General features: G+C 66.8%; 22 protein-coding genes. 12 read left to right on the top strand and 10 right to left on the bottom strand.

Features of this window, described 5'->3' with window-relative positions:
• Positions 1 to 9 precede the first annotated feature (9 nt).
• Together ACQI5H_RS10550 and sigI are read right to left on the bottom strand one after the other, a co-directional pair.
• Entirely contained in the window at positions 10 to 381 is a 372-nt protein-coding gene (locus ACQI5H_RS10550; RefSeq protein WP_427079323.1) for a nitroreductase family deazaflavin-dependent oxidoreductase, read from the bottom strand.
• Between the two features lie 133 nt (positions 382 to 514).
• Positions 515 to 1408 carry an RNA polymerase sigma factor SigI gene (gene sigI, locus ACQI5H_RS10545; protein ID WP_427079362.1) on the bottom strand — a complete coding sequence of 298 codons (894 nt, stop codon included), beginning with the start codon at positions 1406 to 1408 and terminating at the stop codon, positions 515 to 517.
• 127 nt (positions 1409 to 1535) lie between these two features.
• On the opposite strand from sigI, the gene ACQI5H_RS10540 reads away from it, so the two are divergent.
• A complete protein-coding gene (locus tag ACQI5H_RS10540) occupies positions 1536 to 2078 on the top strand; it encodes a carboxymuconolactone decarboxylase family protein (protein ID WP_427079322.1) in 543 nt (180 codons plus the stop codon).
• Positions 2078 to 2485, top strand: a complete 408-nt coding sequence (locus tag ACQI5H_RS10535; RefSeq protein ID WP_427079321.1) for a VOC family protein — start codon at positions 2078 to 2080, stop codon at positions 2483 to 2485. Before ACQI5H_RS10540 ends, ACQI5H_RS10535 begins: the two co-directional genes overlap by 1 nt.
• Before the next feature lies 1 nt (position 2486).
• Here ACQI5H_RS10535 and ACQI5H_RS10530 read toward each other — a convergent pair whose 3' ends face one another.
• A complete protein-coding gene (locus ACQI5H_RS10530) occupies positions 2487 to 3956 on the bottom strand; it encodes an aldehyde dehydrogenase family protein (protein WP_427079320.1) in 1470 nt (489 codons plus the stop codon).
• Positions 3957 to 4167: 211 nt separating this feature from the next.
• On the opposite strand from ACQI5H_RS10530, the gene ACQI5H_RS10525 reads away from it, so the two are divergent.
• The 6 genes from ACQI5H_RS10525 to ACQI5H_RS10500 are packed head-to-tail and all read left to right on the top strand — an operon-like array spanning position 4168 to position 8549.
• Positions 4168 to 5346: a cytochrome P450 gene (locus tag ACQI5H_RS10525; RefSeq protein ID WP_427079319.1), complete on the top strand. Its 1179-nt coding sequence runs from the start codon at positions 4168 to 4170 to the stop codon at positions 5344 to 5346.
• 12 nt (positions 5347 to 5358) lie between these two features.
• Positions 5359 to 5907 carry a MaoC family dehydratase gene (locus ACQI5H_RS10520; protein WP_427079318.1) on the top strand — a complete coding sequence of 183 codons (549 nt, stop codon included), beginning with the start codon at positions 5359 to 5361 and terminating at the stop codon, positions 5905 to 5907.
• The gene (locus ACQI5H_RS10515) at positions 5907 to 6323 is read left to right on the top strand and encodes a Zn-ribbon domain-containing OB-fold protein (RefSeq protein ID WP_427079317.1); all 417 of its coding nucleotides are present in this window, start codon (positions 5907 to 5909) and stop codon (positions 6321 to 6323) included. The genes ACQI5H_RS10520 and ACQI5H_RS10515 overlap by 1 nt, the downstream gene beginning before the upstream one ends.
• Positions 6320 to 6784, top strand: coding sequence for a MaoC family dehydratase (locus ACQI5H_RS10510; RefSeq protein WP_427079316.1), 465 nt, complete (start codon positions 6320 to 6322; stop codon positions 6782 to 6784). Before ACQI5H_RS10515 ends, ACQI5H_RS10510 begins: the two co-directional genes overlap by 4 nt.
• Complete coding sequence (locus tag ACQI5H_RS10505; RefSeq protein WP_427079315.1) at positions 6781 to 7950, top strand: lipid-transfer protein; 1170 nt, start codon at positions 6781 to 6783, stop codon at positions 7948 to 7950. Before ACQI5H_RS10510 ends, ACQI5H_RS10505 begins: the two co-directional genes overlap by 4 nt.
• Entirely contained in the window at positions 7947 to 8549 is a 603-nt protein-coding gene (locus ACQI5H_RS10500) for a TetR/AcrR family transcriptional regulator (protein ID WP_427079314.1), read from the top strand. The genes ACQI5H_RS10505 and ACQI5H_RS10500 overlap by 4 nt, the downstream gene beginning before the upstream one ends.
• A 71-nt stretch (positions 8550 to 8620) precedes the next feature.
• On the opposite strand, the gene ACQI5H_RS10495 is transcribed toward ACQI5H_RS10500, so the two are convergent.
• Positions 8621 to 9589, bottom strand: a complete 969-nt coding sequence (locus tag ACQI5H_RS10495; protein WP_427079313.1) for a proline dehydrogenase family protein — start codon at positions 9587 to 9589, stop codon at positions 8621 to 8623.
• Positions 9589 to 11220, bottom strand: coding sequence for an L-glutamate gamma-semialdehyde dehydrogenase (pruA, locus tag ACQI5H_RS10490; RefSeq protein ID WP_427079312.1), 1632 nt, complete (start codon positions 11218 to 11220; stop codon positions 9589 to 9591). The genes ACQI5H_RS10495 and pruA overlap by 1 nt, the downstream gene beginning before the upstream one ends.
• Before the next feature lie 83 nt (positions 11221 to 11303).
• Here pruA and ACQI5H_RS10485 point away from each other — a divergent pair, with 83 nt between their 5' ends.
• A complete protein-coding gene (locus tag ACQI5H_RS10485; RefSeq protein ID WP_427079311.1) occupies positions 11304 to 12890 on the top strand; it encodes a PucR family transcriptional regulator in 1587 nt (528 codons plus the stop codon).
• Between the two features lie 25 nt (positions 12891 to 12915).
• On the opposite strand, the gene ACQI5H_RS10480 is transcribed toward ACQI5H_RS10485, so the two are convergent.
• Positions 12916 to 13833 carry an NHL repeat-containing protein gene (locus ACQI5H_RS10480; protein ID WP_427079310.1) on the bottom strand — a complete coding sequence of 306 codons (918 nt, stop codon included), beginning with the start codon at positions 13831 to 13833 and terminating at the stop codon, positions 12916 to 12918.
• Positions 13834 to 14047: 214 nt separating this feature from the next.
• On the opposite strand from ACQI5H_RS10480, the gene cysD reads away from it, so the two are divergent.
• From cysD to ACQI5H_RS10465, 3 genes are all read left to right on the top strand, one after another.
• On the top strand, positions 14048 to 14968 hold the full coding sequence (gene cysD, locus ACQI5H_RS10475; RefSeq protein WP_427079309.1) for a sulfate adenylyltransferase subunit CysD: 921 nt from the start codon (positions 14048 to 14050) through the stop codon (positions 14966 to 14968).
• Entirely contained in the window at positions 14968 to 16884 is a 1917-nt protein-coding gene (gene cysC, locus ACQI5H_RS10470) for an adenylyl-sulfate kinase (protein ID WP_427079308.1), read from the top strand. The genes cysD and cysC overlap by 1 nt, the downstream gene beginning before the upstream one ends.
• 176 nt (positions 16885 to 17060) lie before the next feature.
• Complete coding sequence (locus ACQI5H_RS10465; protein WP_427079307.1) at positions 17061 to 18179, top strand: YeiH family protein; 1119 nt, start codon at positions 17061 to 17063, stop codon at positions 18177 to 18179.
• 6 nt (positions 18180 to 18185) lie between these two features.
• Here ACQI5H_RS10465 and ACQI5H_RS10460 read toward each other — a convergent pair whose 3' ends face one another.
• The 4 genes from ACQI5H_RS10460 to fdxA all read right to left on the bottom strand — a co-directional run bounded on the left by ACQI5H_RS10460 (position 18186) and on the right by fdxA (position 23439).
• On the bottom strand, positions 18186 to 19430 hold the full coding sequence (locus ACQI5H_RS10460; protein ID WP_427079306.1) for an alpha/beta hydrolase fold domain-containing protein: 1245 nt from the start codon (positions 19428 to 19430) through the stop codon (positions 18186 to 18188).
• 36 nt (positions 19431 to 19466) lie between these two features.
• Positions 19467 to 21845: an amino acid permease gene (locus tag ACQI5H_RS10455; protein ID WP_427079305.1), complete on the bottom strand. Its 2379-nt coding sequence runs from the start codon at positions 21843 to 21845 to the stop codon at positions 19467 to 19469.
• A gap of 128 nt (positions 21846 to 21973) precedes the next feature.
• Positions 21974 to 23086 carry a succinyldiaminopimelate transaminase gene (gene dapC / locus ACQI5H_RS10450; protein WP_427079361.1) on the bottom strand — a complete coding sequence of 371 codons (1113 nt, stop codon included), beginning with the start codon at positions 23084 to 23086 and terminating at the stop codon, positions 21974 to 21976.
• Between the two features lie 26 nt (positions 23087 to 23112).
• Positions 23113 to 23439 carry a ferredoxin gene (gene fdxA / locus ACQI5H_RS10445; RefSeq protein WP_427079304.1) on the bottom strand — a complete coding sequence of 109 codons (327 nt, stop codon included), beginning with the start codon at positions 23437 to 23439 and terminating at the stop codon, positions 23113 to 23115.
• Positions 23440 to 23692 lie beyond the last annotated feature (253 nt).

Here is a 23692-nt window from a genome sequence, read left to right as displayed (position 1 = left end):
GTCTTCCTCTCAATTGGTGGTGTGCAGAAGCAGGTACTGCCTGATACCGAACAGCCTGAAGCTGACGCGGTTGACGGCGTTGAAGGACTGTCTGACAACGGGTTTGGCGTCCTCCGCGTCGACGAATCGCGGTTGCGTCGCGCGATAAAGCCGGCCACCCAGCTGCACGTCGCAGCGCCCAGCGGCCCGAACGTTGCGCGCCCAGTCGGACTGGTTGCCGAACGACAGCGGAATCACAATCGTGTCGCCGGTGATGTGGGCACCCGTCGAGGTCACGTAGGGCTTGCCGGACCGCCGGCCCACGTGGTGGACCCGTGCGATCAGCGGGACGAAACGCCGCCCGGCGAGCATGCCGACGAGCGGGTTGAGCGCTCTGGACATTGGCCGGAGGACCAGCCGGACGAAAAGCGACGGCCCCACCGGTACGAACGGCGAATTCGTCGTGCGCGAATGTGGTTGTGCTGCGGGTGTACTCATGCATTAGAGGACGACGCAGCTCGCGGGAATGTGACGCCTAGCGCGCGCCGCCGAGCTCGGCGCGCAGCGGACCGAGCGTCGAATGCTCGACCAGCACATGAATTTTCGTGATCTTGCCGTCCCCGATCGTCAGGGCCAGCACGCCGACGAGTTTGCGCTTGACGAATGCCAGGACCGCGGGTTGGCCGCACACCGGCTGGGCCACCAGGACGGTTTCGGGCCGGCCCCAGAACCGCAGGATGTTCCCGCCAACCTGGTCGGCGCCGACGACGACGGCGCCCCTGCGCGCATCGACCTCACCCGAGACGTTCGGGTCCAACACCTCGAGCAGGGCGTCCAGGTCTCCCGTGGCACACGCTTCGATGAAGGCCCTGGTGACGACGTGGTGCTGAGCCGGTTCCACTTTCCCGGATCGGGCCGGGCTTGCAGGGCGGGCTTCGTTGATCTTGCGCCGGGCCCGATGCGCCAGCTGCCGGCAGGTGGGCGCGCGGCTGCCTACGGTCGCGGCGATGGCGTCGTAGGGCACCTGGAAGATGTCGTGCAGAACGAACACCACTCGCTCGGCGGGGCTGAGGCGTTCGAGCATGATCAGCAGGGCCAGCCGGACCTCGTCGTCGAGGGTCACCCGGTCGGCGGGATCGATGGACGACGAGGCGCGGTCGCCGTATCGGGGCTCGGCCATGTCCTGCGCGCGTTCGCGACGCGACGTGGCCGATTTCATGTGGTCCAGGCACAGCCGGCTGGTCACCACGATCAGCCAACCCCGCTCGTCGTTGATGTCGCCGATCGGGGCCTGCAGCAGGCGGAAGAAAGCCTCCTGCACCACGTCCTCGGCCGCCCCGACGTCGCCCAGCATTCGAAAGGCGAGGTCCACCAGATAGGCGCGATGGGCGCGCCACGCGTCGCTCACCTGGTCGTGCTGGGCATTCATGAAGTTAAGGACGCGATAGCCCGGCCGAATGTGACACGCGCGGGTGTCGCGCATTCCCGTCACGTTTTAAGCCGCTGTGCCGTCCTTCCAGACACCCCAACCATCGAGTCCGAGAGAAGTGAGAACCATGAGCCGGATCCCCACCCACACCGTCGACGATGCCCCGCAAGCCAGCCGCGGCCTGCTCGAAAACGTCATCCAGTTCTCCCCGACGGGACGGCCGCTGAACCTGCACGGCCAAATGGCGCACTCCCCGGCGGTGCTCGTCGCGTACACGTCGCTGCGCGCGGCGACCGCCGAGCATGGCACCCTCGGTCCCCAGCTGTCCGCCGCGTTGATGCTCGCAACGGGCAGCGCCGTCGGGAACGACTACGTCGTCGGGATCACCGGCCGGCTTGCCAAGCTCGCGGGATGGACCGACGAGCAGGTCGGCGCCCTGCGCGCGGGAACCGCGACCGGTGACGCCAAGGTGGACGCGATCGTCGCACTCGTGAGGGAAGCGACCGTCAACTCCGGGAAGGTCAGCGACACCGCGTGGGCCAGCGCGGTCGAGTCCGGCTGGAACGCCGAACAACTCACGGAGGCCTTCGCCTATCTGGGCCTGACCGTGTTCACCGCGTACTTCCTCAACTATGCGCAAACCGATCTCGACGTTCCGGCGGGTGCGTGATGACCCGACCCGACGGCCCGCGGCTGTCCCTGGCACAACTGCGATTCGTGTCGACGGCGATCGAACCGATCGCCGGTTTCTACGCCGCGCTGCTGGGCGTTTCGGTGCCGCTGAACGAGCACTACCTCGAAGTGCCGGCGGGTCCGTCCTCGGTCGGATTCTCCAAAGCCGGGTTCACCGAGGACCGGGGTCCACACACCGTGTGCGCACCCGGCCTGGCGCCCCAGGAAGGAGAAATCATTCTCGATTTCACCGCCGACGACGTCGACGCCGAATATTCGCGTATCGACGCGCTGGGCGTGAGCTGGGTGATGCCGCCCAGGAACCAACCATGGGGCAGACGCTCGATGCTCTTCCGCGATCCCAACGGTCAGCTGATCACCGTGTCCTCTTGTGCCACACGGTGATTCAGGCGGGGACCCCGATGGCCTTCACTTCCATGTACTGGTGGATTCCGCTCACGCCGCCGCTTTCCCGGCCGAACCCACTGAGTTTGAACCCGCCGAACGGAGCGTCGCCCGGCCCGACGCCGTTGACCGCGACCTGGCCGGTGCGGATGCGGCGGGCCACGTCGACGGCCCGGTCGACGTCGGCGCCCCATACGGCGCCGGACAGCCCGTAGCGCGAGTTGTTCGCGATCGCGATGGCGTCGTCGTCGTCGCGGTAGCGCAGCACCGACAACACGGGGCCGAACACTTCCTCCTGGGCGATCGTCGAATCCGCGTCGACGTCGGTGAGGATTGTCGGTTCGAAGTAGAAGCCGACATCCAGGCCGGGCGGGCGGCCGCCGCCGGTCACCAGCTTCGCTCCGTCGTTGATCGCGCCGTCGACGTGTGCCTGCACGCGCTGCAGCTGCGCCGCGCTGATCAGCGGACCCATCTGCGCCGCAGGGTCTTTCGGGTCGCCGACTTTCACGTCACGAGCCAGCGCGACGAGCCGGTCGACGACGTCGTCGTGCAGCGAGTCCGGAAGCAGCAGCCGGCTGTGCAGGATGCAGGCCTGCCCGGCGTGCAGCGAGCAACTGTCGAACAGCATCTGCCGCAGCATGTCATCCGTGACTTGCGCGTCGTCGAGCACGATGCTCGCCGACTTGCCGCCGCACTCCAGCAGCAGGCGCTTCATGGCGTCGCCCGCGGCGCGCATCACCTCGCAGCCGACGGCCGAGCTGCCGGTGAAGCTGATCATGTCGATGCGCGGATCGGTGGTGAGCAGCCGCGCGGCCTCCAGACCCGACGGCGTCACGACATTGACCACGCCCGGCGGGATGTCGGTCTCCTCGTCGATGATGCGGGCAAGCGCAAGCCCCGCCAGCGGCGTCAGCGGCGAGGGCTTGAGGACGACGGTATTGCCCGCCGCCAGAGCATTATTCACCTTCATGACGTTCAGACAGTGCGGGAAGTTCCACGGCGTCAGAATCGACACGACACCGAGGGGCTCACGACGCAGCAACGTCGTCCCGGCACCAACTCCGGTGACCGGCTCGTCGGTCAACTGCGTTGCAAGCTGGGCCGCGTGCATCGACATGTATCCGGTGCCGTCGATCTGCATCATGCGCTCGTTGGCCACGCAGCCCCACTCAGTCTGTGACAGGGCGAAGAACTCGTCGGCGTGCTTCATCAGTGCCTCGCCGAGTTGATTCAGGCAGCCGGCACGCTCCTCGGGGCCCGTCCGCGCCCACGGCCCGTCGTCGAAGGCTCGCCGGGCCGCCGCGATCGCCTCGTCGACCTGGGCGACGCTCGCGTCGGGCGCCGTGGCGATGGTGCTTTCCGTGGCGGGGTCGATGTCGTCGTAGCGACCGCCTTCGGGCTCGACCCATCTGCCGTCGATGAAGAGCCGGTAGGTGTCGACAAGGGGCCGCGGAGTTTGTAGCTCGGTCATGCGCTTCCTCACCCGAACGTCAGTCATCTAGTGAGCCAGTGTTCACCCACGCCCGCGGCGCGTCAATCACGAATATGGCGAATCCTGCGCTATTTCACCGCGTTGCCGGTGTATTGACAGGCATGGTCGGCCCAGGGTAGACACAACGGCACGACACATCAGGGCAATGTGTCCGATCGCGACCCGGCGGGTCGGTTGAGGGAGGTTTGCCGTGCGGACCACTTTTCCACTGCACTCCCCCGATTTCTACGCCGGTGATCCCTATCCGGCGTACCGAGAGCTGCGCGCCAATTCGCCGGTCTGCTGGAACGACGTCACCAACTTCTGGGCGCTGCTGAAATACGAAGACATCCGCTTCGTGTCGAGCAATCCGGCGTTGTTCACCTCCACCAAGGGCGTCACCATCCCCGACCCGGCGGTTCCCAACCCGGCGCAGGAAGGCAGCCTGATCTTCACCGACCCGCCGCGGCACCGGCAGTTGCGCAAGCTGATCAACACGGGGTTCTCCAGGCGCCAGGTCGGGATTCTCGAGCCGCAAATCCGCGACATCGTTCGGCGCATCCTCGACGGCATCGAGCCCGACTCGACCCACGAGTTCGCCGAAGAGATCGCCGCCCCGCTGCCCACCCGCATCATCGCCGAGCTGCTCGGTGCCCCGCCCGACGACTGGGAGCAATTTCGCGCCTGGTCCGACGCGACGACGGGAACCGCCGATCCCGAGATCGAACTCGACACCTTTGTGGCCATCGGTCAGCTCTACGAGTACTTCCAGAAGTTGATCGCCGAACGGCGCGCCGCCGCGCGCGACGATATGCTGTCGACGCTCGTGCACGCCGAGATCGACGGACAGCGACTCAGCGACGACGACCTCCTCAAGTTCGCGTTCCTGTTGCTGGTGGCCGGCAACGAAACCACCCGCAACCTCATCGCTCTGGGCACGTGCGCGCTGATCACCCACCCCGACCAACTACGCCTGCTGGTCGACGATCCGTCGCTGATTCCCGGTGCCGTGGAGGAAATGCTGCGGTGGAACAGCCCCGTCGTCCAGATGGCGCGCACCGCAACGAGGGACGTCGAAATTCGCGGTCAGCTGATCCGCGAAGGCGAGGTGGTGGTGATGCTGTACGGGTCCGCCAATCGCGACGAGGACATCTTCGGCGCGGACTCCGAAGAGTTCAAGGTGACCCGACACCCCAACCCGCACATCGCATTCGGATGCGGCGAGCATTCGTGCCTCGGTGCGCAATTGGCGCGCCTCGAGGCGTGCGCCTTTTTCGACGAACTGCTGCGTCGCTTCCCCAGGCTCGAGCTGGTCGGTGACGTGGACCGGATGCGGGCAACGATGGTTCCCGGCGTGAAGCGAATGCCCGTACGGCTCGGGCCTCGATAGATTGGAGATCTAGTGGCCGTTTCAGAAACCGAGTTGCGCGACAAGCTGCGGGCGCTCGTCGGCCAGAGCACCGGCGGCGCCGGAAGGCCTTCGGTCGCACCGGATCCGGTCAATCAACCGATGATCCGGCATTGGGCTCACGCGCTCGACGACATGAACCCGGCGTATCTCGATCCGGAATTCGCGGCGGCGTCGCGGTTCGGCGGCATCGTGTCGCCTCCGGTCATGCTGCAAACCTGGATAATGCCGTCGCCGAAACTGGAAGGGATCAAGGAGCGTGGCGGCGCCCCGGTCGAGATCGAGGGCAACCCCACCGCGTTCCTCGACGAGGCCGGATACACCAGCACCGTGGCGACCAACTCGGAATTCGAGATCGAGCGGTATCCGCGGCTGGGCGATATCATCAGCGCGACATCGGTTTTCGAGGACGTCTCCGATCTGAAGAAGACGGCGTTGGGAACCGGCTACTTCCTGACCTGGGTGATCACCTACACCGATCAGCACGGTGAGGTGCTGGGGCGACAGCGATTTCGCGTCCTGCGATTCAGGCCGGAACGCTGATGGCACCCCGGTTGGCGCCGGCGATCAGCCGGGACACCGAGTTCTTCTGGAACGGACTGCGCGAACACAAGCTGTTGATCCAGCGCTGCGCCGGATGCGGGGCGCTGCGCCACCCGCCCCGCCCCATGTGTCCCCAATGCCGTTCCCTGGACTGGGAAGCGGTCGAATCGTCGGGCCGCGGCAGCGTCTACAGCTACGTGATGCCGCACGAACCCCGGTTCCCCTTCTTCGACTATCCCTACATCGTCGCGCTGGTGGAACTTGACGAGGGCGTGCGGCTGGTTTCGAACCTGTGCGGGATCGACCCGGTGGATGTCACGGTCGGCATGCCGGTCGAGGTCTACTACCAGAGCTTCGACGGGGCTGACGGAGACCTTGTGCTGCACCAATTCCGCCCGACGGAAGGCAACCGATGACGACCGCCAAAGACCGCACAGAGAATTTCGAGACCCTGCGGTGGGCGGACATCGACGTCGGCGACGAGGTGGTCCCGCTCGAGATCCCGATCACCACAACGATGATCGTCGCCGGCGCGATCGCCTCGCGCGACTTCATGCCGGTGCATCACGACCGCGATTTCGCCAACGAGCAGGGATCGCCGAACCTGTTCATGAACATCCTGACCAGCAACGGGTATTGCGTACGTTTCCTCACCGACTGGGCCGGGCCCGAGGCCATGGTCAAGAACCTGTCGATCCGCCTCGGGGTGCCCTGCTTCCCCGACGATCCGCTGCGCTTCACCGGCACGGTGACGTCCAAGACCGAGGGGTCCGGCGGCGAGAACTTCGTCGAGGTGACCTTCAAGGCGTCCAACAGCCTCGGCGATCATGTCTCCGGCACCGCGGTGCTCAGCCTGCTCGACGGGGAGCGCCCATGAGTCGCTGGCTGCCCGGCAGCTGCGCGATCGCGGGCATCGGGCAGACCGAATTCTCCAAGGAATCCGGGCGCAGCGAGCTGCAATTGGCCTGCGAGGCGGTCAGCGCCGCGATCGACGATGCCGGCCTGACCCCCGGTGACGTCGACGGCATGGTCACCTTCACCATGGACGCCACTGACGAGATCGACATCGCCCGCAACGTGGGCATCGGAGACCTGAGCTTCTTCAGCCGTGTTCACCACGGCGGTGGAGCCGCATCCGGCACCGTGGTGCACGCCGCGATGGCCGTCGCCACCGGGGTCGCCGACGTGGTGGTGTGCTGGCGCGCGTTCAACGAGCGTTCCGGCTTCCGGTTTGGCGGCAGCGGACGCACCAGCGCGGAAACCCCGTTGTTCATGGCGCATTACGCGCCGTTCGGATTGCTCACGCCCGCGGCCTGGGTCGCGCTGCATGCGCAGCGCTACATGTCGACCTACGGGGTGACCAACGAGGACTTCGGCCGCATCGCCGTCGTCGACCGCGCGCACGCGGCCCGCAATCCCGACGCGTGGTTCTACGAGCGCCCCATCACGTTGGCGGATCACCAGAATTCGCGCTGGATCGTCGAACCCGTGCTGCGGCTGCTGGATTGCTGCCAGGAAAGCGATGGCGGGGTCGCGCTGGTGGTCACCAGCGCCGAACGCGCCCGCGACCTACGGCAGCCGCCGGCGATCATCACCGCGGCCGCCCAGGGTGCGGCCTACAACGGCGAGATGATGACCAGTTACTACCGCGAGGACATCACTGGGCTGCCCGAGATGGGGGTGGTGGCGCGCCAGCTGTGGCGCGATTCGGGCCTGAAGCCGCAAGACATCCAAACCGCTTTCATCTACGACCATTTCACGCCGTTCGTGTTCACGCAGCTCGAGGAGCTGGGCTTCTGTGGGCGCGGCGAGGCCAAGGACTTCGCCACGGTCGAAAGGTTGTCGCTCGGGGGCGAGCTGCCGATCAATACCAACGGTGGGCTGCTCGGCGAGGCTTACATCCACGGCATGAACGGGATCACGGAGGGGGTTCGTCAGGTGCGCGGCACTTCACACAACCAAGTCGACAACGTCGAGCACGTGTTGGTCACGTCGGGAACCGGCGTGCCTACCAGCGGGCTCATTCTCGCGCGGGCCGGATGACCCACGCGACCGCCACCGATACCCGCGAACTGATCGTCAAGTCCGCGTACGAATGCTTCTGCCGCCAAGGGCTGCAGAAGACGACGATCGTCGACATCGCCAGGGCCGCCGACGTGTCTCGGAGCACCGTCTACGAGTACTTCAGCGACAAGGGCGCGGTCCTCGAGGCGTGCGCCGAGCATGCGTCGGAGCAGTTCTATCGCGAGATGTCCCAAGCGATGGACCGAGGCGCCTCGCTGGAGGAAAAGCTCAGCCACGCCGCCGTTTTCGTGACGCAGGCGCGGCGGGTCATCGCGTCGGGAAAGTACTTCGACGAGGACGCGATCAGCCTGCTCTTGACCAAGGATGCGGCCGTGCTGCTGCGCGAATGTGTCGACTTCTTCGCTCCGTATCTCTCGGCGGCCAAGCTCACCGGCGAGGTACGCAAGGACCTCGATGTGGAGGCCGCCGGTGAATGGTTTGCGCGCATACTTTTTTCTCTGTTCAGCACGCCGTCGTCAACACTGGATATGGATGACCCCGACGTGGTGGCACAGTTCGTGCGGGCACACGTGGTGCGCGGGTTCGCGAGTGAGCGGGGGCGGCCGCGGCGCGGGTAGCGGCCACGCGTTGCCCATCGAGTGTGCGGCCACGGCGGCCTGAGCGCACACTCGCGTGCCTGGGCGCACACTCAACGGCCGCGTTGAGCCAGCGCCCGCAGGAAGAATGTCAGGTTGGCCGGCCGTTCGGCCAGGCGCCGCATGAAGTATCCGTACCACTGCGCGCCGAACGGCACGTACACCCGGACCTGGTTGCCGGCATCGGCGAGCCGTCGCTGCTCGCCGTCGCGAATGCCGTACAGCATCTGGTATTCGAAATCACCGGCACCACGGCCGGTTTCGCGGGCCAAGGCGGGCACCGCATCGATGATCGCCGGGTCGTGCGAGGCCACCATGGGATAGCCCTTTCCGGCCATCAGCACCCGTAGGCAGGCCAGGTAGGAATCGGCGATGTCTCCGACGGCACGATAGGCCACCGACGCCGGTTCGTCGTAGGCGCCCTTGCACAACCGGACTCGCGCGCCGGCGGCAGCCAAGTCCGAGCAATCGCCGAGCGTGCGATGGAGGTAGGCCTGCAAAACCGTTCCCAGCCAAGCGAAGTCGACCCGCAAATCACCCGAGATCGACAGCGTCGAATCGGTGGTGGTGTGGTCTTCGGCGTCGACGGTGACCCAGACACCCACGCGCTCGGCGCGCTCGCAGATGATGCGGGCGTTCTCCAGCGCAATCTTGTCCCCGTCACGATCCAGCGCCTGCCCAAGCGCCGACAGCTTCAGCGATACCTCGAGCGGCCGCAGCCGACCGCTCGAGGCATCGGCCCGCCGGCCCAGCGCATCGAGCAGCCGCTGGTATTGCCGCACGGTCGCCGCTGCGCCATCCGCATCGGTGACGTTTTCGCCCAGGTAGTCGATGCTGACGTAGCGACCGGAATCCCGCAGTGCACCAACGGTATCCAGGACGTCGTCCAGCGTGTCGCCGGGCACGAAGCGGCGCACCACTTTACGGGTGATCGCGGAGCGTTCTACCGCGCGGCGCAACCTGTCGGCACGGCTCGCCGCGAGCAGCGTCGGGCGCACGGTATGCGCGAAAACGCCGGCCATCAGTCGGGCCCCATGTGCGGGTAGGTGTGCCGCGTCGCCGGGACGAAGGTCTCCTTGATTGTGCGTGCCGACGTCCAGCGCAACATGTTCAGCATCGATCCCGCTTTGTCGTTGGTGCCCGAGCCGCGCGACCCGCCGAATGGCTGGCGCCCGACGACGGCGCCGGTCGGCTTGTCGTTGACGTAGAAGTTTCCGGCGGCGAACCGCAGCCGGTCCTGAGCGGTCAACACGGCCGCGCGGTCGTCGGCGATGACCGCGCCGGTCAACGCGTAGCGAGATCCGGTGTCGATGACCTCAAGGATTCGTTCGTACTGCTCGTCGGGATATACGTGCACCGACAACAGCGGGCCGAAGTACTCCGTCGCGAACGATTCGTCGGTCGGGTCGTCGGACAGCAGCACGGTCGGGCGCACGAAATACCCGACGCTGTCGTCGTATTCGCCGCCCACCGCGATGGTGATGGCCGGCGCGCCCTTGGCTCGCTCGATGGCGTCGACGTTCTTGAGGAAGGCGCGCCGATCGATGAGCGCGCCGCCGTAGTTGGTCAGGTCGGTGATGTCGCCGTAGCGCAGCGCGGCCGTCTCGCCAAGGAAGTCGTCCCCCATCCGTTGCCACACCGAATGGGGAATGAACGCCCGTGACGCCGCCGAGCATTTCTGGCCCTGGTAGTCGAAGGCTCCGCGAATCAAGGCCGTGCGCAACACATCCGGCTGCGCCGAGGCGTGTGCGACCACGAAATCCTTGCCGCCGGTCTCGCCGACCAAGCGCGGATAGCTGTGGTAGTGACCGATGTGGGTGCCGACGTGGTACCACAGCCGCTGGAAGGTGGCCGTCGATCCGGTGAAGTGAATGCCGGCCAGCCGCCGATCGGCCAGTGCCACATCGGAAACCGCGAAGCCGTCGCCGGCAACCATGTTGATCACCCCGGGCGGCAGCCCGGCGGCCTCGAGCAGTTGCATGAGTAGGTACGCCGACAAGGTCTGGGTGATCGACGGCTTCCACACCACGGTGTTGCCCATCAGTGCCGGCGCCGTCGGGAGGTTGCCCGCGATCGAGGTGAAGTTGAACGGCGTGATCGCGTAGACGAAGCCGTCGAGCGGGCGGTAGTCGCTGCGGTTCCATTCCCCCGGTCCGCTCACCGGCTGCTGGGCTAGGATCTGCCGGGCGAACGCGACGTTGAAGCGCCAGAAGTCGATTAGCTCGCAGGGCGCGTCGATCTCGGCCTGATAGACCGACTTGGACTGGCCGAGCATCGTCGCGGCGGCGATTTTTTCCCGCCACGGCCCGGCCAGCAGGTCGGCGGCGCGCAGGAATATCGCGGCGCGCTCGTCGAACGGCATCGCGGCCCAATCGGATTTCGCCGCGGTCGCGGCCTCGATGGCGGCGGTCGCGTCGGCGTGCACGGCGTTCGTGAGGGTGCCCAGCGTCGCCGCGTGCCGGTGCGGCTGGACGACGTCGATGCGCTCGCCGTCGCCCATGCGGTGTTCGCCGCCGATGACATGCGGGAGGTCGATCGGGTGGTCGGCCAGGGCGGCCAGTTCGGCACGGAGGCGGGTGCGTTCGGGGGATTGCGGGGCGTAGTCGTGGACCGGCTCGTTGGCCGGCAGTGGCACCTGGGTGATCGCGTCCATCTTGCCAGGATCCTCGGCGCGGCCTCGGTTCGTATTGGCTGATCAGACAACATCGAGTCGTTTTGATAGTAAAATCGGACAACATGCGGGTGCCTGGCGTCGGTCTGGGTCAGCTGCTGCTCGCGCTGGACGCGACCCTGGTCAGCCTGGTGGACGCGCCGCGCGGCTTGGACCTTCCGGTGGGCTCGGCGGCGCTGATCGATTCCGACGATGTGCGGCTGGGCCTGGCGGCCGCGGCGGGATCGGCCGACGTGTTCTTCCTGCTGGGAGTGACCGATGACGACGCGCTGCGGTGGGTGGACAGTCAGGCGCACAAGCGGGCGCCGGTGGCGATCTTCGTCAAGGAACCGTCGGACGCGCTGGTGACCAAGGCGGTCGAGGCCGGGTCGGCGGTCGTCGCCGTGGAGCCGCGGGCCCGGTGGGAGCGGCTCTACCAGTTGGTCAATCACGTCCTGGAACATCACGGCGGCCGCGGCGATCCGGTGGACGACTCGGGCACCGACCTGTTCGGCTTGGCCCAGTCGCTCGCCGACCGCATCCACGGCATGGTCAGCATCGAAGACGCCCAGTCGCACGTGCTCGCCTATTCGGCCTCCAACGACGAGGCCGACGAGCTGCGCCGCCTTTCTATCCTGGGCCGCGCCGGGCCGCCCGAGCATTTGGAGTGGATCGGCCAGTGGGGCATCTTCGATGCTCTGCGATCCGGTGACGAGGTGGTGCGCGTCGCCGAGCGTCCGGAACTGGGTCTGCGGCCACGGCTGGCCATCGGAATCCATCAACCTGGGCCGCGCAGGCCGCCGGCGTTCGCCGGCACGATCTGGGTACAGCAGGGATCGCAACCCTTGGCCGATGACGCCGAGGAGATGCTGCGGGGCGCGGCGGTGCTGGCCGCGAGGATCATGTCGCGGCTGCTGGCCCGGCCGTCGACGCATGCGCGGAGGGTGCAGCAGGTTCTGGGCCTGATCGACACCGAACCGGCCGACGTGGCTGCCGTCGCGACCGAACTCGGCCTCGCCACGCACGGGAACGCCGCGGTGATCGGCTGGGACACCGGCGACACCCGCCATGCGCGGTTGTCCGACGTCTTGGCCCTGAGCGCCAGTGCTTTTCGGCGTGACGCGCAGGTCGCGTCGAATGGCTCACGGATCTACGTGCTGCTGCCACACACCGCGACGACGCGGTCGGTCACCTCGTGGGTTCGCGGCACCATCGGCTCACTGCGCACCGAGCTCGGTGTCGAGCTGCGGGCCGCCATCGCCGCGCCGATCGCGAGCCTGGCGGAGGCCGCCGCGGCGCGCATCGAGGTCGACCGGGTGCTCGACAGCGCTGAGCGACACCCGATTTCGATCGGGCAGGTGACGTCGCTGGCCGAGGCACGCACGACCGTTTTGCTCGACGAGATCGTCACCCTGGTTGGCGCCGACGAGCGGCTGGTCGATCCGCGGATACGCGACCTGCACGCGCGGGATGCAGTGCTGGCCGAGACGCTGGCGGCCTACCTGGACAGCTTCGGCGATATCGGCGCCGCCGCTCAGTGGCTGCAAGTTCATCCCAACACGGTCCGCTACCGAGTGCGGCGGATCGAAAAGCTGTTGTCGACGTCGTTGGCCGATCCCGATGTGCGACTATTGTTTTCGCTGGGGTTGCGGGTGCTGGAGCGCTCGCCCTGAGTCCGTTCGGCGCCGCACGCAAGCGCTATCCAGCCGTCAATTTCACCACCCGATTGCTGCCGTAATCGGTGACATAGATGCTTCCTGCGGAATCAACCGCGACACCGCTCGGGCCATCGAGACCGGTGAACGGCAGCACCCGCTGCTGGCCTGTCCGCGTCGCCAATTCCATTACCTGATAACCCTTATGGTCAAAGGACTGGGTCGCATACAGGTTGCCGGCGGAATCGACCGCTATCGCACCGGGGTTGAACAGGTCCGGAAAGCGCAATGTCCGCCGCTCGGCGGAATCGGCCCCCAGTACCTCCACGCGGTCGGTGAGTTGCTCGACGACGTAGACGTTGCCGGAGGGATCAACCGCCAGCCCTCCGGGGCAGCCGAGTCCGGTGAATGGCAACACTTGCTGGGTGCTGGATCCCGCCGCCAACTTGACCACCCGATGAAGAAGGCACTCGGCGACATAGAGGTTCCCCGCCGAGTCGACGGCCAAGCCGGTGGGCGACTCGGCACCGGCGAATGGCATCACCCGCTGGGCGCTGTGCCCCGCCGGTAACTCCACCACCCGATCGTTTTTGTCGAAGGTGTACGCGTTTCCGGCCGAATCGACCGCTACCGCGAAAGGTTTGTTGAGGTCCGTAAACGGGAGCACCTGCTGCGCCCCCGATTCGGGCGCTATCTTCACGACCCGGTTGTTGGCGCCGTCGGCGACGTACACGTCGCCGGCCGAATCGACCGTCAGGCCTTCTGGTCCGGAGAGCCCCGTGAATGGCAACACGGTCTGCGACTGGACCGGGGTTCGCGAGGGGTGCTGGTTGCCGTCCGAGGGCCGGCGGGCCTGCTGGTGGTCGTACACCAGGAACCCGGCGAGTATCGCGATGATCGCGGTCAGCGTTAGCAGGCCGATACGAATCCCGTTGCGGCCGATTCGTGGTAAAACGTGCACTTGCCGATACCGCTAACGCCGGACTCAGCTGATCTGCAGGTCTGCTACACCCACCCGCAGCTCGGTCATGCGAGGAGTGTACGACTTGTCCGGGGGTTGGGGTATTCACCCGCCAACCGCGGCACGAGAGCGGCCGGCGGGGCACAAGAATTATGTTCAACGTGAACGTAATTCACGGTGTTCCATAGGTTTTCCCTACAGTTAGTCTTGCTCAATGGCGGTTGGTACGAACGGGGCACGGCGCGTCGACGAACTGCGCCTGCTGGAGGCCGAAGCGGTCCACATCATCCGCGAGGTCGTCGCCGAGCTGGAGCGCCCGGTCCTGCTGTTTTCCGCCGGCAAGGACTCGATCGTGCTGCTGCGGCTGGCCGAAAAGGCGTTCCGTCCGCTGCCGCTGCCATTTCCGGTGATGCACGTCGACACCGGCCACAACTTCGACGAGGTGATCGAATTCCGGGACCGCAGGGTCACCGGCCATGGGCACACGCTGATCGTCGCCTCGGTGCAGGAATCCATCGACAGCGGGCGGGTGCCCGACCCGGGTCCGGGGGCCTCGCGCAACCGAGCGCAGACGCGCACGCTGCTCGACGCGCTGGACGCCGGCGGCTTCGATGCGGCCTTCGGGGGTGCGCGCCGCGATGAGGAACGCGCCCGCGCCAAGGAACGGATCCTGAGCTTCCGTGACGAGTTCGGCCAGTGGGATCCCCGCGCCCAGCGACCGGAACCCTGGTCGCTCTACAACGGCCGCATCAAAAAGGGTGAGCAGGTGCGGGTGTTCCCCCTGAGCAACTGGACCGAACTCGACGTGTGGCGCTACATCGAGCTCGAGAACCTGGAACTGCCGTCGATCTACTACGCCCACGAACGCGAGGTGTTCGAACGGGACGGGATTCTGCTGGCGGTGTCGCAGTACGCCGGACCGCGGCTCGGCGAGACTTCGGCGGTCGAGTGGGTGCGATACCGCACCGTCGGCGACCTGACCATCACGGGCGCGGTGCGCTCTACGGCGACCGATATCGGCCGCGTGATCGCCGAGATCGCAGCGGCAACGGTGTCCGAGCGCGGCGAGACCCGCGCCGACGACCGCACGTCGGCGGCCGCAATGGAAGACCGCAAGCGAGAGGGCTACTTCTGATGACGGCCGAGCAACACGCCGAAAAGCCCTTGCCTCCCAAGGGCATAACTCGCCAACTGCTGCGCATCGCCACTGCGGGCTCCGTGGACGACGGCAAGAGCACCCTGATCGGACGGCTCCTGCACGACACCGACAGCCTGCCGCTGGACCACCTGGAAGCCGTCACCAACACCGAGGGCATCGCGGATCTGGCTGCACTCTCCGACGGTCTGCGCGCCGAACGCGAACAGGGCATCACGATCGACGTCGCGTACCGCTTCTTTGCCACCGACACCCGCAGCTACATCCTGGCCGACACCCCCGGCCACGAGCGCTATACCCGCAACATGTTCACCGGCGCCTCCAACGCGCACGTGGCCATCCTGCTCGTCGATGCACGCGCCGGGGTGCTGCGCCAGACCCGCAGGCACGCCCGCATCGCAAAGCTGTTGGGCATCAAGCACTTTGTCGCCACGGTGAACAAGATCGACCTCATCGACTTCGACCAGGGCAAGTTCACCGAGGTTTCCGACGAGCTGGCACAGTTGGCGGCACGCCTCGGCGGCGTGGACATCACTGTCATCCCGATCGCCGCCAAGCACGGGGACAACGTCGTGCACCGCTCCGAGCGCACCCCGTGGTACAGCGGGCCCACCTTGCTGGAGTACCTGGAGGGCATCGAGCTCGCCGCGCCGCAGGCCGAGCCGGCACGGCTGCGCCTCCCCGTGCAGTGGGTGTCGCGACCGACCGCCGATGTGCGCCGTCGCTATACCGGGCGCCTGGCGGCGGGAACGCTCAGCGTCGGCGACCCGGTGGTGTCGCTGCCCGCCGGCACCCGCTCGACGGTCACTGCTGTGGACACCCTCGACGACGAACGCACGACCGCCGTTGCCCCGCTGTCGGTTTCGATCGAGCTGGCCGACGACATCGACGTGGGCCGCGGTGACGTCTTCGTCAGTGGTGCGCAGGATGCGGTCCCGCCGGTGCTGGCCCGGGAACTCGATGCGACCGTGTGCTGGTTCGTGGACTCACCTCTGCGGGCGGGCGATCGGCTGGCCCTCAAACAAACCACCAAGACCGTGCGGGCAACCGTGCAGGCACTGCACACGCGGCTGGACCCCGAGACGCTCGACGAGCTCGACGGCCCGGTTGAACTGGCACTCAACGACATCGGCACCATCACGCTGCGGACCAGCTCGGTGGTCATCGCCGACAACTACACCGACAACCGTGACAGCGGCGCGTTCATCCTGATCGACGAGACCACCAACGACACCGTCGGCGCCGGCACCATCGTCGAGGCACGGGAGGTCAAGCCGGGCGCGCATCCGCGCACCGACATCCGTTGGCATCCGTCGTCACTGGACCGCGGCTACCGCTGGCAGGCCACCGGACAGCCGGGCGCGACGATCTGGTTCACCGGCCTGCCGGCGTCGGGCAAGTCGACGATCGCGGTCGCCGTCGAGCGCGCACTCGTGGAGTCGGGGCGGGTGGCCTACCTGCTCGACGGCGACAACCTGCGCCACGGGCTATCCGACGATTTGGGCTTCTCCCCCGGCGACCGCGCCGAAAACATCAGGAGGGTCGGGCATTTGACTCGGCTGCTGGCCGACGCGGGCGTCGTCGCGCTGGCATCGCTGGTGTCACCGCTGAAGTCGGACCGCGAAATCGCCCGCGCCCTCAACGAAGCCGCCAAGCTGCCCTTCATCGAGGTCTACGTCGCCACGTCGCTGGCCGAGTGCGAAAAGCGGGATCCCAAAGGCCTCTACGCCCGCGCCCGCAGCGGCCAGCTGTCCGGCATGACCGGTGTCGACGCACCATACGAGGCGCCGGAGAATCCGGACCTGCTGCTCGACACCACCAGCGCCGGCATCGACGACCTCGCCGCGCGGGTCATCGATCTGCTCAACGAACGCAGCCCGCGCCCGCCCGCCTAGATTCAGCACGATCTAATCACTTGGCCGCCGGCGCCGCGCACGCAAATGTGAGCGCGTGAGTGATTGGCGCGAGCGAGTCGGCTCGATATCGGTGGACTGGTGGGCGACCCTGGTCGCCGGGGTGATCGTCGCGTTGGCCGTGGCCGACGCGCTGCCGAAGATTCCGTGGTGATCGCGTGAGCACCACTGGACTCGAGCGCGACGCGACGCTGGACGAGCCGGCCTTCACCAGCAATCGGCCGCTGGACTACGTACCCGGCGTGCTGTTGCTGATCGCCGTGGGACTGCTCGGCAAATACGCCCAGATCTGGTCGAACGCACTCGCCAAACACGAACACTGGCGGGTGCCCGACATCGAATACGTGTTGTGGGCCATCGTGATTGGGCTTGTCATCGCCAACACCGTCCGCCTGCACCGGATATTTCGGCCGGGCGTGCAGACCTACGAGTTTTGGCTCAAGGCCGGGATCGTCGTGCTCGGAGCGCGTTTCGTGCTCGGTGACATCGCCAAACTCGGCGGGCTGAGCCTGCTCCAGATCTTGGTCGACATGGCGGTCGCGGGCACCATCATCATCGCCGCCGCGCGCGCCTTCGGGTTATCCGGCAAGCTCGGATCCTTGCTGGCGATCGGTACGTCGATCTGCGGGGTATCGGCGATCGTGGCAGCCAAGGGCGCGATCCGGGCACGTAACTCCGACGTCGGCTACGCCATCGCGGCGATCCTGGCGTTGGGGGCGGTGGCGCTGTTCGTATTGCCACCGCTGGGGCACGCGATCGGGCTGACCGATCGCGAGTTCGGGCTGTGGGCGGGCCTGGCGGTGGACAACACCGCCGAGACCACCGCCACCGGCTACCTGTTTTCCGATCACGCCGGCAAGATCGCCGTGCTGGTCAAGTCGACCCGCAACGCGCTGATCGGGTTCGTCGTGCTCGGCTTCGCGCTGTATTGGGCCGCGCGCGGGCAGGCCGACGAGATCGCTCGTGGCGCCAAAGCGAAGGCGGAGTTCGTCTGGCACAAATTCCCGAAATTCGTGCTCGGCTTTCTGACGGTCTCGGCGATCGCGACCGCGGGCTGGCTGACCAAGGGCCAAACCGCGAACCTGGCCAACGTGTCGAAGTGGGCGTTCCTACTGACGTTCGCCGGGGTCGGACTCAACACCGACATCCGGCAGCTCGCGCGGACCGGATGGCGGCCCCTGCTGGTGGCCGTCATCGGGCTCGTGGTCGTCGCGTCGGTGTCGCTGGGGATCGTGCTGCTGACCTCCCGCGTGTTCCATTGGGGTGTCAGCGCTTAACGCCGCCTAGACGTAAACCGCACGCTTGGCGTAGATCTCGGCGAGGAACTGCTCGACGGCCACCGCGGCGTGTGCCGCGCGTGCCGACCCGAAGATGTCGAAAGCGTGCTGTGCGTAGGGTAATTCGGCGTAGACGACGGGCTGGCGGCTGACCTCGGTGAGCCGTGCGACGAAGCTGCGAGCCTGCTCGACCGGGATCAGCGAGTCGTTGGTCCCATGCAGCACGAAGAACGGTGGCGCATCGCCGCTGACGTGGGTGATCGGCGAGGCGATGCGAAAGGGCTCGGCTATCTCCGTCCGGCTCAGCTTGAACACCTGCTTCGCCACCATCGGCACCATCAGGGGATGCATGGAATCGTCGTTTCGGGTGAAGTCGTACACCCCGTAGAACGGGACGGCCGCATGCACGCGGGTGTCGGCCTCCTCGAAACCCGGCTGAAACCGCGGATCGTTCGGCGTCAGTGCGGCCAGCGACGACAGGTGCCCGCCGGCGGAGCCACCGGTGATCGCGATCCAGTCCGGGTCACCGCCGTAGGAAGCGATGTGCTCTTTCGTCCACGCGATCGCGCGCTTGACGTCGACGATCTGATCGGGCCAGGTGGAGCGCGGGCTGAGCCGGTAGTTGATCGCGACACAAATCCAGCCGAGCTCGGCCAGATGGCTCATCAGCGGATGTGCTTGTCCCCGTTTGTTTCCGGTCACCCACGCGCCGCCGGGGACCTGCAGCAGCACCGGGGCGCGACCGCCGCGGTCGAGATCGGGCCGTCGCCAGATGTCGAGATGGTTGCGCGAGCCGTACTCGCCGTAGCTGATGTCGCCGTCGTGCGCGTAGTCGCGGTAGATCCGCAGCATTCGGGCCACACCGGGCTTCTTCGCGGTCGCACCGCCGGGCGCGGGCCGCCGCCACAGATCGCCGGACTCGGTGCGACGGTCGGGGCCCAGGCCGGCGTCCAGCGCGGCGGTCAGCGGCTCGTTGGCGTTGCGCCCGACATGGCGCAGGCCCACGAGCCCGAGCCAGGACAGCGCCGACAGCAGCCAGCTGAATCGGCGTACCCGCGGCGGCAGGCCGCGTGCGACCGACGCCAGCGCCGCGAACTGCACGCCGAGCGATTGCATCGGAAGTTCCGACGCGAAAACGCCGTAGCCGAACGCATACATGGCGCCGTACGGCCGCTTCGTCAGCGGGCGGTAGCCATTGGCGGTGAATGCGAAACTCAACACCGAGATCAATACGGCTGCCAGTCGCTTCACGGCGGTCCTTTCTGTCGGGCGGGCTGGGGTGTCCGATTAGGTGGTGTCGCGTTCCCGGGATTTCCCCGAATCGCCGGCCCTGCCGGCCGTCGCCGGGTCTTCGATCACCTGATAGGTCGGGTCGACCAACGACATGGGCCGATTACCGCTCTGCCTGGGCTTGCCGGTGATCCGCAGCAGCTGACCGGGCTGGACGTCATCGCCACCGTGTCCCGGACGGAATGTCACGCTGATCTCGCCGCTGTTGTCGCCGACGACGATCGAGCGCAGGGTTCGCCGCCGTTTGCTGATGTCCTCGACCTGACTGACGCGGCCTTCGAAGGTGGCGCGCTGTCCGGGGATGAGGCCCGCCACGGTGATCACCGAGGGCGGCCGCTCGGGCTTGGGATGTTCGTAGGCGTCGACGTCGGAGTCCTCCTCCTCGGAAACCCACGCTTCGACCTTGTCGAGTTCGCGCCCGATCCGTTGTTCGAAGCGTTCCGGGAATGCCTCCTTGATCCGGGATTGCACGTCGTAGGGCACGATCGTGGCGGCGGCGTCGGGGATCAGGCTGACCGCCCGGGAGATCTTGTCGGCGGTGCGGTCGTGCAGTAGGCGCCCCAGCAGTGGCGCATACGTGCGGCGCGGCAACAGCACGGTCACGTTGGTGTCGGGTTGTTCTTGCCGTGCCTTGGCGACCAGCATCTGCGCGGCCCGGTTGACTCGCCGATCCGGACAGTCCACGACCCGGAGCCGGGTGTCGAGTTCGTAGTGATCCCAACGCTTTCGCAGTTGCGCGGCGTGGGCGGCGTCCACCATGAAATGCACGGCGATGAGCTCGTCGGACCGCAGTCCCTTGCCGTAGCGCAGCGCCTCGAGCACCGCGAGGTCAACCGAGTTCACGAACACGAACACCCGGTGCCGGGCGTACTTCACCAGCTCGGGGCGGTCGGTGCGGAACATCTCGAGAATGGCTGCCTCCGCGCGATATTCGCGGTTCAGCCGTATCAGGATGAAGACCAGCACCGGGAAGACGACGACCACCAGCCACGCGCCTTCGGTGAACTTGGCGACCGCGAAGATGCCGACCACGATCGTCGACAGGATGGCCGCCGACAGGTTGATCGCCAAGCGGTATCGCCAGCCCGGCTCCCGGTGGGTCAGATGGTGTTTGGTCATGCCGTAGCCGGCCATCGAGAATCCCGTGAATACCCCGATCGCGTAGAAGGGGACCAGCGCGTTGACCGAACCGCCGGTCGTCAGCAGCAACGCCACCGACAGGGCGGTGAGCGCGATGATTCCGTTCGAGAACACCAGGCGGTGACCGCGTTTCGTCAGCTGTCGCGGCAGGAATCGGTCTTCGGCGACGAAACTGGCCAACGCCGGGAATCCGTTGAAACTCGTGTTCGCACCGGTGAACAAGATTGCGGCGGTTGCGGTTTGGACGAGGACGAAGAAGATGTCGCCGATTGGTCCCTTGCCGAAGACCGCGCGGCCGACCTGCGACAAGACCGACGGATACTCCGTGAGATACGGCGTGGAGTGAGTGACATACGCGAGATAGGCGACACCGGCCAGCAGGAACCCGAGAATACACGCCATGGCGGTGAGAACCCGACGTGCGTTGCGGCCCTGCGGCTTTCGGAAGACGTCGACGGTGTTGGAGATCGCCTCCACCCCGGTCAGCGACGAACCCCCATTGGCGAAAGCACGCAGCAACACCAAAATTGTTGCGCCCATTACCAATCCGTTGCCCTGGTGGACCGGCACCGTTCCCGGCAGCTGATGCGGATCGTATACCGGCAAATCGCCGAATATTACGCGCACTACGCCGACCACGATGGTCAGGCCGATCATGACGACGAACCCATAGGTCGCCACCGCGAACGGCATGCCCGCTTCCCTCAAGCCGCGCAGGTTCGCGTAGCAGATGAAAAGCACTACGGCGACCGTGATTTCCAGGCTGTAGGGACCCAACACCGGGATGGCCGACACTACCGCGACCGTCCCGGCCGCCGACTGCACGGCGACGGTGACGACGTAGTCGATCAACAGCGCCGCGGCCGCGACCTGCGCCACCCGGGGCCCGAAGTTCTCCCGCGCCACGATGTAGGAACCGCCGGCTCGGGTGTAGGCCATGACGACCTGCCGATACGACGCGGCCACCAATACCAGGATCAGCAGGATGACGCCGGTGACGGGAAGCAGCAACGCGAACGCCGCCAACCCGGCATGCGGCAACAGTTCGATGAGGATCTGCTCCGGACCGTACGCGGTCGACGAGATCGCATCCGGCGAAAGTGCGCCGAGCGCAACCGGGTTAGACAGTTTTTCGCTTGACAGCTCCTCGGTAATCAGCGGCTTTCCCAGAAAAACTCGCTTCGCGACGTCACCTACCGTCAGTGGGATGCGCGGCTTGGCCGAAGAAGTTGTCACAACCACATTCCTTACCCGAGGTCGAAACACTTAGGAAGCACTTGGGTAACGCCTGCGATGCATTCTGCCGCCCACCCCGTCCGCACGGCAGGCGGACGGCCATATCGGCGAACCGGACGCGACGACGATCAGGACCCGGGCGGTGCGGTGAGCCGGCCCACCGCCGCCGCGATGCGCTCGTCGGTGGCGGTCAGCGCGACGCGCACGTGCCGCGCACCGCCGGGGCCGTAGAACTCGCCGGGTGCCACCAGGATGCCGCGCTGCGCCAACCACGCGACGCTGTCCCGGCAGGGTTCGCCGCGGGTGGCCCACAGGTACAGGCCGCCTTCGGAAAGGTCGATGACAAAACCGGCGGAGCGCAGCGCCGGCGCCAGCGCGGCCCGCCGACGGGCGTATCGCTCGCGCTGCAGCTTGTCGTGGACGTCGTCATCCAGCGCGGCCGCCATGGCGGCCTGCACCGGCGTCGGCACCATCATCCCGGCATGCTTGCGCACCGCCAGGAGTTCGGCGACCAGCCCCGGATCCCCCGCGACGAAACCCGCCCGATAACCGGCCAGCGACGAACTCTTGGACAGCGAATGCACCGCCAGCAGCCCGGTGTGGTCGCCGTCGCAGACGGACGGGTGCAGCACCGATAACGGCTCGGCGTCCCAGCCCAATCCCAGGTAGCACTCGTCGGAAGCCACGATGACGCCCCGCTCGCGCGCCCATCCGACCACCTTGCGCAGGTGGTCGAGGCCGAGCACACGCCCGGTCGGGTTGCTCGGCGAATTCAGGTAGAACAACGCCGGTGACTGCGGGCCGAGCTGGGTCAGCGAGTCCGCGCGGAGCACCTGCGCTCCGGCCACGCGCGCGCCGACCTCATACGTGGGGTACGCCAGCTCCGGCACCACAACCACGTCGGCGGCGCCCAGACCCAGCAGGGTCGGCAGCCAGGCGATGAGTTCTTTGGTCCCGATCACCGGCAGCACCGCCGACTCGCTCAGGCCGGTGATGCCGAAGCGGCGGCCAAGCGCGGCGACCGCCGATTCCCGCAGGCTCGAGGTCCCGGCGGTGGCCGGATATCCCGGCGCCGCGCTGGCGGCCGCCAGCGCCTCCCGGATCACCGGGGCGACCGGGTCGACCGGGGTGCCGACGGACAGGTCGACGATGCCGTCGGGATGGGCCCCGGCCAGCGCCTTCGCGTCGGCCAAGGTGTCCCAGGGGAATTCCGGCAGGGAAGCCGAAACAAGCCGGGCCATCCCGGGCTTACGCGGCACCGGCCCGCTCAGTCGCCTTCGCCCTGCGGCGGCAGATCCTTGACCACCTGCGGGTCGTTCTCGGTCATGCCGACCTTGGCCGCGCCGCCCGGCGAACCCAGCTCACCGAAGAAGTCCGCGTTGATCTGGGTGTACTGGCTCCATTGCTCGGGCACGTCGTCTTCGTAGTAGATCGCTTCGACGGGGCAGACCGGTTCACAGGCCCCACAGTCGACGCACTCGTCGGGGTGGATGTAGAGCATCCGAGCGCCCTCGTAGATGCAGTCGACGGGGCACTCCTCGATGCATGCCTTGTCCTTGATGTCGACGCAAGGCTCGGCGATCGTGTACGTCACGGACGTCTCCTCAAGGTCTCCTCCATGTACTGCTCGGTGTGGGCTGCCGTTTGCCTCGCCGCGGCGCTCCATGCCCCGCAATACGCAAAGCTTTCGGTTACTGATACTAGACGTTGCACATACACGTCAACCACCGGGGAGGCACTGGAGGACTGGCGTTCTATAAACCTAGTCGCCATAGCAAAGCATGGCCGCGGTCCGTGCCCAAGTCGCGGGGTCAAAACTGTGAGTTGGTATAGCGTTCAACGGCGAT

This window comes from Mycobacterium heidelbergense, from assembly GCF_050205645.1.
Lineage (GTDB): Bacteria > Actinomycetota > Actinomycetes > Mycobacteriales > Mycobacteriaceae > Mycobacterium > Mycobacterium heidelbergense_A.
The sequence above is the reverse complement of the archived record's forward strand: the minus strand, read 5'-3'. Positions and strand labels throughout refer to the sequence as shown.

Excerpts from the sequence above, each read along its gene's own strand:
- ACQI5H_RS10550 (WP_427079323.1), bottom strand. The coding sequence starts at position 381 with ATGTCCAGAGCGCTCAACCCGCTCGTCGGCATGCTCGCCGGGCGGCGT.
- sigI (WP_427079362.1), bottom strand. The coding sequence starts at position 1,408 with ATGAATGCCCAGCACGACCAGGTGAGCGACGCGTGGCGCGCCCATCGC.
- ACQI5H_RS10540 (WP_427079322.1), top strand. The coding sequence starts at position 1,536 with ATGAGCCGGATCCCCACCCACACCGTCGACGATGCCCCGCAAGCCAGC.
- ACQI5H_RS10535 (WP_427079321.1), top strand. The coding sequence starts at position 2,078 with ATGACCCGACCCGACGGCCCGCGGCTGTCCCTGGCACAACTGCGATTC.
- ACQI5H_RS10530 (WP_427079320.1), bottom strand. The coding sequence starts at position 3,956 with ATGACCGAGCTACAAACTCCGCGGCCCCTTGTCGACACCTACCGGCTC.
- ACQI5H_RS10515 (WP_427079317.1), top strand. The coding sequence starts at position 5,907 with ATGGCACCCCGGTTGGCGCCGGCGATCAGCCGGGACACCGAGTTCTTC.
- ACQI5H_RS10510 (WP_427079316.1), top strand. The coding sequence starts at position 6,320 with ATGACGACCGCCAAAGACCGCACAGAGAATTTCGAGACCCTGCGGTGG.
- ACQI5H_RS10505 (WP_427079315.1), top strand. The coding sequence starts at position 6,781 with ATGAGTCGCTGGCTGCCCGGCAGCTGCGCGATCGCGGGCATCGGGCAG.
- ACQI5H_RS10500 (WP_427079314.1), top strand. The coding sequence starts at position 7,947 with ATGACCCACGCGACCGCCACCGATACCCGCGAACTGATCGTCAAGTCC.
- ACQI5H_RS10495 (WP_427079313.1), bottom strand. The coding sequence starts at position 9,589 with ATGGCCGGCGTTTTCGCGCATACCGTGCGCCCGACGCTGCTCGCGGCG.
- pruA (WP_427079312.1), bottom strand. The coding sequence starts at position 11,220 with ATGGACGCGATCACCCAGGTGCCACTGCCGGCCAACGAGCCGGTCCAC.
- ACQI5H_RS10485 (WP_427079311.1), top strand. The coding sequence starts at position 11,304 with ATGCGGGTGCCTGGCGTCGGTCTGGGTCAGCTGCTGCTCGCGCTGGAC.
- cysD (WP_427079309.1), top strand. The coding sequence starts at position 14,048 with ATGGCGGTTGGTACGAACGGGGCACGGCGCGTCGACGAACTGCGCCTG.
- cysC (WP_427079308.1), top strand. The coding sequence starts at position 14,968 with ATGACGGCCGAGCAACACGCCGAAAAGCCCTTGCCTCCCAAGGGCATA.
- dapC (WP_427079361.1), bottom strand. The coding sequence starts at position 23,086 with ATGGCCCGGCTTGTTTCGGCTTCCCTGCCGGAATTCCCCTGGGACACC.